This is a genomic window from Terriglobales bacterium, assembly GCA_035573675.1.
Taxonomy (GTDB): Bacteria; Acidobacteriota; Terriglobia; order Terriglobales; family Acidobacteriaceae; genus DATMAB01.
The window spans coordinates 63843-78143 of sequence record DATMAB010000013.1; the positions used below are offsets into that span (position 1 = coordinate 63843).

The window sequence follows — 14301 nt, forward strand, 5'->3', positions numbered from 1 at the left end:
TCCTCAGGGACCGAAGCGGCCCCGCTGGTTGTCGGTTACCGGCGCGCGACCGCCATTTCCGCGCGCGCATTGCCGTTGCCGTGTCCGTTCCCGTTGGCGGGAGGGAGCGCCGGAGCGGAGGTGCTGATGCGGAACTGGGAAAGCGCCTCGTTCAACTGCTCGGAGAGCTTCACCATCTGCTCGACGGTGGAGGCCGTCTGGCGCGCGCCCTGCGCAGTCTGCCGGGTGATGCTGGAGATGATCTGCATGGCGTTGGCCACGCCTTCCGTGCCCCGCACCTGCTGCTTGGAGGCCAGCGAGATCTCCTGCACCAGCTCCGCCGACTGGCGCACCACGCTGGAGATGGCTTCCAGCGCCTTGCCGGCCTGATCGGCCAGGCGGGCGCCGACTTCCACTTCCTTGGTGCCTTCCTCCATCACCACCACGGCTTCGTTGGTCTCCGCCTGGATGGCCTTGATGAGAGCGGCAATGTCTTTAGTGGCGGCGCGGGAGTGCTCGGCCAGCTTGCGCACTTCGTCGGCGACCACGGCAAAGCCGCGCCCGGCCTCACCGGCGCGCGCCGCTTCGATGGCGGCGTTCAGCGCCAGCAGGTTGGTCTGCTCGGTAATGTCGTTGATGACGTTGATGATCTCGCTGATCTCCAGCGAGCGGTCGCCCAGCGACTTGATCTTCTTCGCCGTGGCCTGCACGGAAGCGCGGATGCGCTGCATGCCTTCCAGCGTGTCGCGCACTGAGCGGTTGCCCTGCTCGGCGGCGTCGAGCGCGCGGCGCGCCGCTTCGGCGCTGGCTTCGGCGTTGTTCGACACCTGCTTCATGGAGACGGTCAGCTCTTCGACGGCCGAGGAGGTGTTGGTGATCTCCTGGTCCTGCTGCGTGGCGCCGGAGGCCATTTCCTCCGAGGCCACCAGGATCTGGTTGGCGCTGGCGGAAACGTCGATGGCGGCCTTGCGCACGCGCTCGAGCACGCGGGCGAAGTTATCGAGCATGAAGTTCACCGAATCCACCACGTTGCCGAGAGCGTCGTTGGTCACCTTGCCGCGCAGGGTGAGGTCGCCGCGCGAGATCTGGCTGGTGATGGTGAGGAACTCGGTCACGCTGCGCTGCAGGTTTTCCTGCGCTTCCTGGTTCTGGGAAGCGCGGGCCACCTTGTCGGCCACGCGCTGCACGTTCATGGCGATGTAGCCGAAGTCGTCGTCGCTTTCCAGCGCGATGCGAGTGCGGTAGTCGCCGGAGGCCAGACGCTCGGAGAACTCCGAGAGCGTCTGCACCGGCGTCCCGATCTTGGCGGAGAGCGCTACCCACAGACCGATGCTCGCGGCGACGGCGATGGCGAACGCGGCCAGCAACTGGAACCCGGCCGTGGACTCCATGCGGGTGAAATCCGCGATGGAAAGTCCGGCGGACTTCGAGCCGGCGCCGAACGCGAACAGCAGCACCGCGAACAGCGCGGCCAGATTCAGCGCGACCACGAGGGCCAGCGTCGAACTCAAGCGACCTTTCATAGCAGCCTCCGAAACAGCGAACTCTGTCAGATCACCGGCACAGGAAAGGCCGCCACCAGGCGGCGCAGGTCCAGGGCCAGGGCCAAACGATCCTCATGCCGCAGCATGCCGCAGCAGTGCGGCACCTCACGCGGCGCTTCCTTCACCAGCAGCGGATCGGTGGTGGTGAAGGTGCCGATGACTTCGTCGGCGGCAATGCCCAGGCGCAGGTCTTCGCGCTCCGCGTCGCCCGGCTGGGCCGCCACCACCACGTGCCGCGGCGGCAGATCCGCGCGCCGCCCTTCGGTGAAGGCAATGTCGATCACCGGTACGATGGCGCCGCGCAGATTGAAAATCCCCATCAGGAACGGCGGAGCCAGCGGCATGCGCGTCACCGGGCCCCACTCGACGACTTCCTCCACGTCCAGCACGGAAAGGCAGAAGCGCTCGCGCCCGGCGCGGAACACGCAGTACTGGCGCTCCGGCAGCCGCTCTTCCGGCGGCGCGGCCTCGGCGCTTTCCGCTTCCGGCGCCAGCGGTTCGAGCTGTGTCTCTTCCGGCATGTTCGTCAAACGAATCTCTCCACGGTCTTCAGCAGCTCTTCGCGGCTGAAGGGCTTGCCGATGAATGCATCGGCACCCTGCTGCTCCGCCCAGAAACGATCGCTGGGCGTGTTCTTCGAGGTGACCATCACCACCGGGATGCGCGCGTACTCCGCGTGGTTCTTCAGTTCCCGGCAAACCTGGAAGCCGTTGCGATGGGGCATCACGACGTCCAGAAGGATCAGCACCGGGCGCTCGACCTCGATCATCTGCTCGACGCGGCCAGGCTCATGCACAGCCACCGGCCAGTAGCCGGCATCCTTCAGGACGGCCTGGATCAGCCGGGCTTCCGCCTGCGAGTCGTCCACAATCAGAATCTTTCTCACGGCCACACTTCTCTCGGGGGGTTCCCGGGAAGGAAGGAAGCAATCGCAACGCCAAGGCGGGAGGCGAGGGAGGGCGGCAGCGGGGAATTCCTCTAAGACTCACTACCACAGTGAGTTAGGGGGAGGCCAATCGCCCGTCTCACTGTACTGAGACGAGCGAGGAGGTGCGGAATCTGGTCTCAGGCTGAGACTTTTTCTCAGCGAACTTCAGTTCCGTCTCCAGCGAGGTGAAGCGCTGCATGATCTCGTGCAGCCGCACCGCCATGGAATGGATGGTTTCGAGTTGGTCGCGTTCGTGACCGGACAGCGTGCCGGGCTCCAGCAGCATCAGTTCGGCGTGGCCCAGAATGGAGGTTAGGGCGTTGTTCAGGCCGTGGCGCATCTCCAGCATGTAGCGGCCGAGCATGGCGTTACGTTTGGCGGCGGCGGCTTCCTGCTCGGCTTCGCGGGCGCGGGAATCGGCATCCACGCGGCGCAGGATCTCACCGCCGAGTTGGACGACGAAATCGGCCCAGCCGTCGTAGGCGCTGACGATGTGCAGGCGGCTGTGGCTGGAGCGCAGAGCGGCGGCGCGTGAACCGTCCGCAGCCACGTAGATGGTGGGGATGGGAGAAGAGTCCAGCATCCCGAGCATCACGCTGGCGCGATTGCCGCGGACCTGGCCCAGGATGCCGAGGGCATAGTCGCCGGCGTGCTTCTCGCACCAGGAATCGCTGCTCATCAGGGTGAAGGCGGGCACGTTGCGCTCCACCTGCCAGCGGCCCATGATGGTGTGCGCGAATTCCACGTCGTCGGAGATGATCAGGACGCTCGAGTGGCTCACTGCGCACCTCCGCCGGAAGCCAGCCGGGTGGCTTCTTCAATCAGCACTTGCAGGCGCTTGGCGGTGGCGGCGAGGTTCACGGCGGCGTCGACGTTCTTGGCCTGCCTGGCTTTTTCAGTCCAGTCGGCCAGGCTGGCGGCTTCGGCCTGCGCCGCCGTGAGGCGGCCATTCAGGTAAAGCGGCCGGCCGGTGCGCTTGGCGCGATCCATGGCCTCGAACAGCCAGGAACGCGCGGCCACGGCGCGCTGCAACGCGTCCGAGATCTCGTCGCCACCCTGGACGAAGCTGGCCACTTCCCAGGTGGAAAGCAGGACCTTCGAGCCGTTCAGCACGATTGTGGTGGCTGCGGAAGCACGCCGAGGCGACGCCAGGAGTTGCTCCGCGATGGCTTCGACACAAGCTTCCACGTCGGCGGGACCTGTGGGTTCCTCCACTTCGAGCACGGCGAGGGAGGGCTGAATCGGCTTCGGCGCATCGGCGGCGGCCTCGACAGTCTGCGGCTGTGCTGCCGTCGGCTCTTCGGCTTTGGCTGCTTCGGTCTTGGCCTCTGCCAGTTCGAGCACTTCAGCTTCGGGCTCGCAGGCCACAGGCTCGGCCGGGGCCGCCGGCTGAAGCGCCTTTTCCAGGCATTCCCGGATGGCCGTCAACTGCTCAAAGGGACGACCGGCCGCGTAGGAAGCCTGAAAGGGCTTCTTCCACTCCTGCGCCAGGCGGCGAAGATCAGCCAGAGACTGGGTGGCGGCCAGGCCGCAGACGGTGCAGTCCACACTCTCCACGCCGCGGGCCGCGAGGGCATCGGCGGCGATGCGGATGGCGTGCAACTCGGCCTGCATCAAGCGGAAGAAGGCGCCGCGCATCAGGTAGTTGAAGCGGGTGAAGGCCACGAGGGTCAAAGGCTCGTAGTAGGCTTCGCCGAGGTCGGATTTCCAGCGGCGGCCTTCGTCGAGCACGCCGGCGGCGAAGAGTTCACCGAGTCCGCCGCACTGGCGCATGCGCACAAGAAGTCCATCGAGGACGGGAGAGCATTCGCTGGGCTCGGCCGGAACTTCGCCCAAGACCGGAGCGAGCACGGCGCGCACTTCGTCTTCGGTGACGTCGCGGTCGTGGAACTCGGAGGGTGCGGTGTGCACGAAGTACTGCACCAGCAGGAAGTCGAGCTTGTCGCGGTCGGCATCCGATCTCGTTTGTTTGTTGAGGTGGCGAAGGATGAGCGCGCGCAGGCTTTCTTCGGTAGCCAGCGGCGAGGTCTGCAGGAACTGGCGCAACTGGTAAACCTTCACGCGCTCGTCCATGTCGTCGAGCCAGCGGAGGGCGTCGCTCATGATCCTGGGGCTGACGCGCTCCGGCGCCGACTCCATCTCGGGCAGCGGCGCCAGGCCCAGCTCGAAGTAGCGGGTGAGCGCGGCGTAAATCGGATAGATGCTGCGCGCTTCACGCCACTGGGCGGCGGTCACGGCGAAAGATGTGGCAGCGGCGGTCATTTCTTGATGATCCAAGTGGGCAGAGGTCGGGCGAAGCGGGCGGCCACCGCGCGCTTGCCGTTGTGATACTGCACCGCCACTACCGCGGCGTCGATGGCAAGCGAGCGGTCGGAGTTCTCCAGGCGCACCAGGTCGCCGAATTCCAGCGGCAGGGCGGAGGCGAACAGGGCCTCGCGCGGAGTGCCGAACTCAATGAGGGTCTGCTCGTGGATGGTCTCGCCCGCGGGCGTGTAGCCGGTGACCTCGACCGGCAGGTGGACGCCGACGGCCTCGGGAAAGTAGCGGGCCAACTTGGCGACAAAGGGCTCGGGGGCAGACACAGCTTTGGCTTGGTTGGACACGTGTTTCCTCACGCCTCGCGCGGCTTGAGCTGCGTGGCCGAGCCAGACAGAGACCCGGCCTGCCCGCGGTCAAGTTCCGTGATTAGTGCCTTCTTCACCCGTCCCGGCCGGACAAGGGCGCGAGACCGCTGCGATGGCGTGAAGATTCGCACTGGGGCTAAGAGCAACGGTGCGGCCAAACGACCTCCGCAGGAGCTTGTGGCCGCAACTTATTGATTTCGAAGGAAGTGGAGACGTGGAGGTAAGGGAGCGTGGGTGGACGACCCGTCTCAGGTTGAAACGAATCTCAGGAGTAACCATTATGAACAGCGGTCTTTCTCGAAACCTAATCTCAGGCAGTCTTCATTGAGTCGAACGCAAGGTCACGATTGTGGTTACCGCAGGGTGGGCGTCCCGTCCGAGGTTCGTTCATATCTCTTGTCGGCTGCCTTCGCAATGAAGAACGTTGCCAGCCCAGCGACAGCGGCGATTGCGAGGCTCTCCTTGGGATGGTTATTTAGCATTACGCCCATCAGCCCGCGCAGCGCCATGAAGCCCATGGCAGCGCCGATCATGAGGAGCTTTCTGCGCGCGAAGAGAATGCAGAGCAGTGTGACGGTCGTTGAGACAAGGCCTGCCTTGAGGTGCTGGTCAGTTGGCGGCCCGTTCCAAAGGTAGGCAATGGTGAGCATGGAGGAGAAGGTGCAGACTACGCCTAAGTAGACATCCAAGCGCTCCAGGGAACGGCTGTAGGTTGACGCCCGGTTCGGACGCTGGTCGTCGCCTTCCAAAGATCACCTCGAAGATTCGGGCCTCTGACCGACCACCACTATTCTCCCGCCGCCCCTTCCGGCATGCGGATGTTGTAGCGCTTGAGTTTGCGGTAGAGCGTGGCGCGGCTGATGCCGAGCATCTTGCCGGCCAGTGCCTTGTCGCCGCCCACCTGCTCGAAGACGCGCTGAATGGTCGCGCGCTCCAGGTCTTCCAGGTCGGTGGAGTGGCTTTCTGTGGGCACGGCACCGTTCGAGGCGCCGTTCGAGGGGCGCAGGGCGGGCGGCAGGTCGCCGACGTCGATGACCTGCTGGTCGCCCAGGGCGACGGCGCGCTCGATACAGTTTTCCAGTTCGCGCACGTTGCCCGGCCATTCGTAACGCAGCAGGGCCTGCATGGCGGCGTCGGTGACGGGGATCTGCTGGTTGGGCGCATAGCGCTCCAGGAACCACTGCACCAGCATGGGGATATCGGATTTGCGCTCGCGCAGCGCGGGCACGTGCAGGGTGACCACGTTCAGGCGGAAATAAAGGTCCTTGCGGAAGGTGCCGGCGCGGTAGGCGGCCTCCAGGTCGCGGTTGGTGGCGGCGATGACGCGCACGTCCACCTTGACGCGCTGGTTGCTGCCCACCGGACGCACTTCTTTTTCCTGTAACACGCGCAGCAGCTTGGCCTGCATCTCGAGCGGCAACTCTCCGATCTCGTCCAGGAAGATGGTGCCGCCGTTGGCCGACTGGAACAGACCTTCTTTAGACTTCATGGCACCGGTGAAAGCGCCTTTCTCGTAGCCGAAAAGTTCGCTCTCGATGAGGGTGGGAACCAGGGAGCCGCAATCCACGGCAACGAAGGCGCGCTTGGCGAGCGAGCCGCGGAAGTGGATGGCGCGGGCCACCAGCTCCTTGCCGGTGCCGCTTTCACCGGAGATGAGCACCGGCGTGCGGGTCTCTTTGAGGCGCGAGACCATCCGCAGCACGTCCTGGATTTTTCCGGAGCGGCCAACAATGCCGTACAACTCGGCGTCGGCCGAGACGCGCTCGGAGAGGAACTGGTTGTCGGCCACCAGGCGGACTTTTTCCGCCATGCGCTGCAGGAACAGCTTGAGTTCCTCGACGTTGAAGGGCTTGGTGATGTAGTCGTAGGCGCCCAGCTTCATGGCCTGCACGGCGCTCTCGATGGAGCCGTAGCCGGTCATGATGGCGATCTCGGTGGCCGGCCATCCCGACTTGGCGCGTTGCAGGAAGTCGAGGCCGGACATCCTGGGCATGCGCAGGTCGCAGAGAATAATATCGGCGGGGTTGGACTCGAGTTGAGCGAGCCCCGCTTCCCCAGTCTCCGCCTCGTGACATTCGAAGCCGACGGACGCGCCAATGGTCATGCACAGGCGGCGGATGCTGGCCTCGTCATCCACCACCAGGAACTGGATGGGGAAATCTTCACTCATCGAACCTGGCTCACCGGACCTCGCTCATCAGGCCTTACCGAACACCTTCTGGACCGTTTCCAGAAGCTGGTGGACGCGAAAGGGCTTCTCCACGCAGGGAGCGCCGGTGCGCTCCAGCATGCTGGCAGTCTCTTCGCTGACGACGTCGCCGGTAATGAAAATGATGCGTGCGGCCAGGTCGGGGCGGTTGGCGGCGATCCAGGCGTGGACGTCGGCGCCAGAGACGCCCCCCGGCATCCGAATGTCGGTAATGATACCCCGGTAGACGCCGCCGGCCAGCATGCGCAGGCCGTCCACACCGGAGCTGGCTGGAACCACGCGATAGCCGTTGCGCTCGAGCGTAGTACGGATGAGCATCATGACCGAAGGCTCATCTTCGATGACCAGCACGGGTTCCTGGGGCACCGGCGGCGCGCTCATGCTTCACTCCTCAGGGCGGCGGCCGCGGCTTCCGGGCTGCCGACGACCGGCAGCCGGATCTTGAACCACGCGCCGGGCTGGGTAGTGTTGTTGGCGCAAGTGATGTCCCCGCCGTGCTCGCGCACGATGCCGTAGCAGATGCTTAGGCCGAGGCCTGTACCCTTCCCGACCTCTTTTGTGGTGAAGAAAGGATCGAAGATGCGCTCAGGGTAAGCGATGCCGCTGCCGTTGTCGCGGAAGGTGATTTCCACGAAGCCGTTCACGCAGCCGGTCTCGATCTCGATGTGGCCGCGGCGGCCGGTTTCACGCACGGCGTCGTAGGCGTTGTTGAGTATGTTAAGGAACACCTGCTGGAGCTGGTGGGAATCGCCCACGATGTCGGGGAGGTTCTCCTCGATGTGCTCCACGACATCCACGCCGTGGCTGGAGAAGTCGTAGGAGCGGAGCTGCAGGGTGCGCCGCAGGATGGTGTTCACCTGCATGGGCTTGCGCTGCGGCGGCATCTGGCGGGCGAAGCTCAGCAGGTTCTGCACGATGACCTTGGTGCGCTGCGCCTCCTGGATGATGAGCCGCAGGTCGCCGCGCGCGGAGTCGGGAACATCGGGCTGGTCGGCCAGCAGTTCCGCGAAGCCGAGGATGGCGGTGAGCGGGTTGTTCACCTCGTGGGCCACGCCGCTGACCAACTGGCCGACGGCCGCCATCTTCTCGGTATGGCGGAGCTTGGCCTGCAGCATGGCGGCGTCGGTGACGTCGGTCATGACGGCCACGATGCTGGTGGGGTTGCCCTGGTCGTCGCGCATGGGGCTGAGGTTAACGGAGAACTGGGCGGCGCCGCCGTCGCCGCGCAGGAAGGGCAGCTCGAGATTATCCACCTGCTGGCCGTTAAGCGTGGCGGCGAAGGCCTCCGCCAGGCGGGCGCGCCGCGGCGGGGCGACGAACTCCTCCAGGCGGTGGCCGAGCAGGTCGTTTTCCTTGTAGGCGCCGGCCTCGAAGCAGCGGCGGTTGGCGTAGCTGATGAGCCCGGCGGTATCCACCACCATGATCATGCTCTGGGTGTTGTTGAGGATCTTACGGTTGAAGTCGCGCTCGCGCTGCAGTTGCGACTGGAAGGTCTTGAGCTCGGTGATGTCGAGGATGACGCCGCGGTACTGCACCACGCGGCCCTGCGGATCGCGCACCGCGATGGCGTTCTGCAGGGTGTGGATGAGCGAGCCGTCCTTGCGGCGCAGCGTCTCCTCGAAGTTGCGCAGCACGCCGGCGCGATCGATGGCTTCGCTGAAGCGCTGGCGCTGGCCGGAGGAGGTGTAGAGCTGCGTGGGGATATCGACCTGCAACAGCTCCTCGCGGCTGGCGTAGCCCAGCATGCGGACCAGGGCGTCGTTGACTTCGATGAAGCGGCCCTCGGGCGTGGAGAAGAACAGGCCTTCCTGGATGTTATCGAACAGCTCGCGGTAGCGACGCTCGGCCTCGCGGCGGTCGCTGATGTCCTTGAGGATGTGGATGGTCTGCAGCGCCTCTTCATGCTCCCCGTGCAGGCGCGAGGTGGAAATCAGGTAGGTCCGCTCCAGCGCGGGATGGATGTATTCATCGCCGGCCTCGGCGCTGGAGCGGCAGAAGGGACAGGGGTGGCCGGAACCGGTCTCGGACGTGATGGAAACCAGGGCGCGCATGGTGACGCCGATGAGTTCCGCCGGGTGCACGCCGATGAAGTCCGCCAGGGTGCGATTCACGCGCAGGATGCGGTTGTTCTCGTCATGCACGACGATGAAGTCGGTGATGGCGTCGAAGATCTCCGTCCACTGCTTGCTGGAGTTCTCCATGCGGGAGAACATGAGCGCATTCTCCACCGCGACGGCGGCGTGGCCGGCCAGCGCTTCGAGCAGCGAGCGATCGGGAGCAGAAAGCGGGCGGCCGCGCTCGGCGAGGCACAGCATGCCGAGCAACTCGCCTTTCGGCCCCGCCAGGCGCGCAACGGCCAGGTCGGTCCAGCCCAGCGAGGATGCGACCGCGGGCGTAAGCAGCTCGGAAGCCGCGCCGGAAACCACCGCCTGCGGTCGCGCGGCGGCAAGGTCCGTGAGCACGGTGCCCAGACGCCGCAGCAGCGCGCGGTCATGCGTGGCCGCAGGATCGTTCAGGAAAGAGACCTCGAGGGCCTTGCCTTGGGCGAGCGCCATGGCGGCGGTGCGCGCACCCAGCATCTCGGCTGAGCGCACGGTGAAACTGCGGATGAAATCAGGCAGGCGGAACGAGGAGTTCAGCTCACGGGCCAGACCCATCAGGCTCTCGGCGCGCTGCCGGTGCTGCTCGGAAAGGCGGAGGTTGGCGGCCGAGTCCAGCGCCATGGCGAGCTGGGCGGCCAGCGCCGAGGCGCGGCGGACGTCTTCCTGCGTGATGATGCCGCCGCTGGTGCGGTCGAGCAGGGCGAACAGGCCGTGAACCTCGCCGTCGTTCCCGGGCAGCGGAACAAGCAGATATTGCCGCGCGGAGAACGCTGGCGAAGCGGTGAGCCCGGTCTCGGGTCCCTGGCTGGCGTCGTCACACCAGAAAGGCTCGCGGGTGGCGAAGACGCGTTGCGCCAGCCGGGGCCGCAGCTCGACGTGAACCTCGCGGCCCTGGCCTTCATCGGCCAGCCAGCGCACGTGGCAGGCTTCTCCCTCGCGAACGGCAACGAAGGCGCGGGCGAAGCCGAGAAAATCGGCGGCCCGAACCAGGAATCCGGGCAGATTGCGCTGGATGCCGCCAGCCGCGCCGAGGTCGGCAGCCATCTCCACCAGTTGACGAAGTTCGCCGGACTGCGCGCTCACGGTGGCGCTCAACTCTGCGTTCGACAGCGCCAGCGAGGAAGTGTTGGCCAGCGCGCTGATGAGCGCCTTCTGCGCGGCATCGAAGGTCTGCCGTGGACGCGAGACCACCAGCAGGGCGCCGGAACTGCGCGGAGTGCGCAGGGGCACCGCCACCGCCTGTCCCGAAGGCAGCAGTTCTTCCAGGCCGTTGCTGGAGGAGAGGGAGCCCGTCACCAGCTCGCCGCTCTCGCCGGCGCGCGAGACCAGGTCCTGCGCCGCGCTCCAGTCGTGCTGCTGGAACGCAGCGGTGATGGCTTGGGCAAGCTGGGGACTTTCAGCAGCGGAGGCCAGCGGGCGGAGGCTGTCGCCGTCACGCAGCAGCAGGACGGCAAATCGGCCACGACTCAGATCGACGACTGCCCCAGCCAGGGCGCGCAGAGAGACGGAGATATCTACGCGGGAGTTAAGAATGCGGGCACACTCGGCCAGGACCCGGGCACGGCGAAGTTCGGCGTCATCCGCCACAGCCGGCAGCCTGCCCTCCTCTTCCAAGCCAGCCGCAGCGGTACCCAGGGTCTTGCGGGGATTGCCCATAAGGTCAAGCGGATCAACGCCAAAGCCACGGTAATCCGCTATCTCAATTTGAGTCAAGCAAAGAAACCGAGGGGTGCCGATACAGCAACATTGGGCAAAGACGGCGATGGGCAATTTCGTCTCAGGCTGAGATGGCAGGGGGCGGCCGGAGCCATGAATGAGACGCGAGAGGCGACCGACAGTGCTGCTCAATCGGCCGTGCAGGACGCCGATAAGTGACTGGCGAGTCAGGATGTTATGGGCAATCGGCTGTCGCTTGTCAACAACCGTCCAACACTGGCACCGCCCGTGCATACCTGGGTTCGGCATTCACTTTTTTCAGGAGGAGTCCCTCGTGTCCATGAACATTCTCAAGCGCGCTGCCGCGGTCGCCCTGATGGCTGTAGCTGGAATTTCCACGCTGGCCGCCGAGCCGAACACCGAAAGCACTCGCAAGGTCAAGACGCGCGTGCAGCCGACCTACCCTGCCATGGCCCGGAAGATGAATGTCGCCGGCTCGGTAAAAGTCGAGGTGGTGGTGGCGCCCAGCGGTGAGATCAAATCCACGAAAGTGATCGGCGGCCATCCGCTGCTGGTCAACGCGGCGGTCGACGCCCTGAAACAGTGGAAGTACGAACCGGCGGGAGAAGAGACCACCAGCATCGTCGAGTTCCGCTTCAATCCCGCAAACCAGTAGGACGAGCCCTCACGGAGGCGCAGTCATGAGTATCGGCAGAAAGATTTACCTGGGCTTCGGGGCGGTCCTCGGGATCGTCGTGTTGCTTCTGGTGGTGAACATCGCGGCGGTGCAGTGGGAACACTCGGCCCGGCGCACGGCGGCCCGGGCGGTCGAGACCATGCGGCTGGCGGAGAGCATCCAGTTCCAGATGATGCAAAACCGCCTCTACCTGGCCAACTATCTGCAGAGCGGCGACACGCGCGAGGCCGACTCCGTGCAGAGCGGATATGCGCGGCTGACCGACCTGCTGAAGCAAGCCGAGGAGAAATCCAACTCCGACCAGCAGCGCTCCGCCTTTACGCGATTCCGCGACGCGGAGCGCGAATGGCTGGCGAACTTCGCCACTCCCCTGATTGAAAAGCGCAAGGAAGTGGATGCCGGCAACATGACCGTGGCCGACCTGCAGGTCTTCTACCTGCAACTGGATCCTGGGGAGTGGCTGCGCAAGTCCACCGAACCGCTGGCGGAAGCCGGGCAGGCGGCGCACAAGGCGCTGGAGGAATCGGACAAATCGAGCCGCACGGCGGCCACGTTCACCACAGTCGCCACTACAGTAGGCACGATGCTGGCGATGCTCTGCGGGCTGTGGATCGCCTACGTGACCACGCGCTCCATCGTGCAGCCGCTGGGACAGTTGATCGCGGCGGCGCGCCAGATCGGCAACTCCGGCGACCTCGACCACAAAGTGGAGATCGAGCGTTCGGATGAGATCGGCGAACTGGCCCAGACCTTCAACAGCATGGTCGAGTACCTGCGCGAGATGGCGCAGCACTCGGAAAGCATCGCAGGCGGCGACCTGACGGTGGAGATCGAGCCACGCTCGCCCAAAGACACCCTGGCCCATGCCTTCCGTTCCATGATCGAGGGCCTGCGCTCGCTGGCGCGCGACGTGCGCGACAGCGCCTCACAGGTCTCCAGCGGCGCCATGCAGGTGGCGCAAGCCTCGGAAGAATCCGCCAAAGTGAGCGTGCAGGCGTCATCCGCCATCGATGAAGTCTCCAGCACGATGCACGAGATGAGCATCAACGTGCAGAACATGGTGAAGAACACGCAGATGCAGGCTTCGAGCGTGAGCGAGACCTCGGCATCCATCGACCAGATGGTGGCCTCCATCCAGCGCGTGGCGGACACCGCCCGCGTGCTGCTGGACATCTCCCAGCGCTCGCGCGAGGAAGTGCAGAACGGCATCGCCACCATGGACAAAGCCACCGAGGGGCTGACCCGCATCAACGGCTCCATCCATGCCTCGGCGGAGATCATCGGCGTGCTCGGCAACCGGGCCGACGACATCGGCAAGATCATCGAAGTCATCGACGACCTAGCCGAGCAGACCAACCTGCTGGCGCTGAACGCCGCCATCGAAGCGGCGCGCGCCGGTGAGCACGGGCTGGGCTTCGCCGTAGTCGCCGATGAAGTCCGCAAGCTGGCGGAAAAATCGGCGCAATCCACCAAGGAGATCAGCGAGCTCATCCAGAGCATCCAGAAGGAAGCCCGCAAGGCGGTGGAGAACATGGAAAAGTCCACCGTCATCGTGAACGACGGGCTGACGCTGGGCGGCGACCTGAACCAGGCGCTGAAGCGCATCTCCAGCGTGGTCACCGAGGTCTACAAGTTCGCGCAGGAGATCGGCGCAGCCACCAACGAGCAGTCGCACGGCTCGTCGCAGATCGCCAAAGCCACCACGCGCCTGAACGAGATCACGCACGAGATCAATTCTTCGGTGGAGGAACAGGCCTCGGGCGCGCGCGGCGTGATGAAAGCCATGGAAAAGATGCGCGAGCTGGTGGGTCAGTCCACCTCCGGTTCCACGGAACTGGCGGCCTCGGCCGAGCAGATGTCGCGCATGTCGCGCGCGCTGCTGGAGGTGATGGACCGCTTCTCGATCGACGCGCACCAGACCGGCAACGGCAACGGGCATGGTCCCAACGGCAACGGGCGGAAGAGCATGGCGCGCAAACCGAAGGGGGAGTACCAGCCGGCGGAGGCGTCGCGCTACGCCGCGGCGTCGCGCTCCTAGGCGAAGGGAAAAGTCATGGCCAGGGAGATGCACATCGTCGGATTCCGGGTCGGGCGTGAGCTGTTCGGCGTGCCCATCCACCTGGTGCACGAGATCGTGCGCGTGCCCGAGATCACCTCGGTGCCCGATGCTCCCAGTTGCGTCGAGGGCGTGATCAACCTGCGCGGACGCATCGTTCCGGTGCTGGATCTGCGGAAACGCTTTGGCGAGCGCGAGGTCCGCCCCCACAAGAAGAACCGCATCCTGGTGGCGGAACTGGACGGCCGCATGGTCGGGCTGGTGGTCGATGCCGCGAGCGAAGTCCTGAAGCTTCCCGAAACGGAGATCGAGCCGGCACCCGGTGTGTTCCAAGAAGGCGAGCGCAGCTACGTCACCGGAGTGGGCAAGCTCGATGGTCGGCTGGTGATCCTGGTGGACCTGGCGCGAGTGCTGGAACGCGGTGAACTGCGGCAACTGGCGGAGGCCGCCGAAGCGGCCACTGTCCCCGCTGGAGCCCGCTGAAGGCGGAAAGCGGCGAACAACAA

General features: G+C 65.4%; 13 protein-coding genes. 3 read left to right on the forward strand and 10 right to left on the reverse strand.

Annotated elements, in window-relative coordinates; genetic code table 11:
• Positions 1-35 precede the first annotated feature (35 nt).
• The 10 genes from VNK82_04935 to VNK82_04980 all read right to left on the reverse strand — a co-directional run bounded on the left by VNK82_04935 (position 36) and on the right by VNK82_04980 (position 11042).
• Positions 36-1502, reverse strand: coding sequence for a HAMP domain-containing methyl-accepting chemotaxis protein (locus VNK82_04935; GenBank protein HXE90292.1), 1467 nt, complete (start codon positions 1500-1502; stop codon positions 36-38).
• A gap of 26 nt (positions 1503-1528) precedes the next feature.
• Positions 1529-2044, reverse strand: coding sequence for a chemotaxis protein CheW (locus tag VNK82_04940; protein ID HXE90293.1), 516 nt, complete (start codon positions 2042-2044; stop codon positions 1529-1531).
• 5 nt (positions 2045-2049) lie between these two features.
• Positions 2050-2409: a response regulator gene (locus VNK82_04945; GenBank protein ID HXE90294.1), complete on the reverse strand. Its 360-nt coding sequence runs from the start codon at positions 2407-2409 to the stop codon at positions 2050-2052.
• 139 nt (positions 2410-2548) lie between these two features.
• Positions 2549-3232 (reverse strand): histidine kinase dimerization/phospho-acceptor domain-containing protein, encoded by a 684-nt coding sequence (locus VNK82_04950; protein HXE90295.1) that lies wholly within the window; start codon positions 3230-3232, stop codon positions 2549-2551.
• Positions 3229-4713 carry a hypothetical protein gene (locus VNK82_04955; protein ID HXE90296.1) on the reverse strand — a complete coding sequence of 495 codons (1485 nt, stop codon included), beginning with the start codon at positions 4711-4713 and terminating at the stop codon, positions 3229-3231. Before VNK82_04955 ends, VNK82_04950 begins: the two co-directional genes overlap by 4 nt.
• Entirely contained in the window at positions 4710-5054 is a 345-nt protein-coding gene (locus VNK82_04960) for a hypothetical protein (GenBank protein ID HXE90297.1), read from the reverse strand. The genes VNK82_04955 and VNK82_04960 overlap by 4 nt, the downstream gene beginning before the upstream one ends.
• Before the next feature lie 374 nt (positions 5055-5428).
• Positions 5429-5824 (reverse strand): hypothetical protein, encoded by a 396-nt coding sequence (locus VNK82_04965; protein HXE90298.1) that lies wholly within the window; start codon positions 5822-5824, stop codon positions 5429-5431.
• Between the two features lie 38 nt (positions 5825-5862).
• Complete coding sequence (locus tag VNK82_04970) at positions 5863-7245, reverse strand: sigma-54 dependent transcriptional regulator (GenBank protein ID HXE90299.1); 1383 nt, start codon at positions 7243-7245, stop codon at positions 5863-5865.
• A 27-nt stretch (positions 7246-7272) separates the two neighbouring features.
• Positions 7273-7665, reverse strand: a complete 393-nt coding sequence (locus VNK82_04975; GenBank protein HXE90300.1) for a response regulator — start codon at positions 7663-7665, stop codon at positions 7273-7275.
• Positions 7662-11042: a PAS domain S-box protein gene (locus tag VNK82_04980; GenBank protein HXE90301.1), complete on the reverse strand. Its 3381-nt coding sequence runs from the start codon at positions 11040-11042 to the stop codon at positions 7662-7664. The genes VNK82_04975 and VNK82_04980 overlap by 4 nt, the downstream gene beginning before the upstream one ends.
• A 340-nt stretch (positions 11043-11382) precedes the next feature.
• Here VNK82_04980 and VNK82_04985 point away from each other — a divergent pair, with 340 nt between their 5' ends.
• Genes VNK82_04985 through VNK82_04995 form a run of 3 tightly spaced genes read left to right on the forward strand, consistent with a single transcriptional unit; the run spans position 11383 to position 14278 of the window.
• Complete coding sequence (locus VNK82_04985) at positions 11383-11718, forward strand: energy transducer TonB (protein ID HXE90302.1); 336 nt, start codon at positions 11383-11385, stop codon at positions 11716-11718.
• Positions 11719-11743: 25 nt separating this feature from the next.
• On the forward strand, positions 11744-13777 hold the full coding sequence (locus VNK82_04990) for a methyl-accepting chemotaxis protein (GenBank protein ID HXE90303.1): 2034 nt from the start codon (positions 11744-11746) through the stop codon (positions 13775-13777).
• A gap of 15 nt (positions 13778-13792) precedes the next feature.
• Complete coding sequence (locus VNK82_04995) at positions 13793-14278, forward strand: chemotaxis protein CheW (protein ID HXE90304.1); 486 nt, start codon at positions 13793-13795, stop codon at positions 14276-14278.
• The last annotated feature ends 23 nt before the right edge of the window (positions 14279-14301 follow it).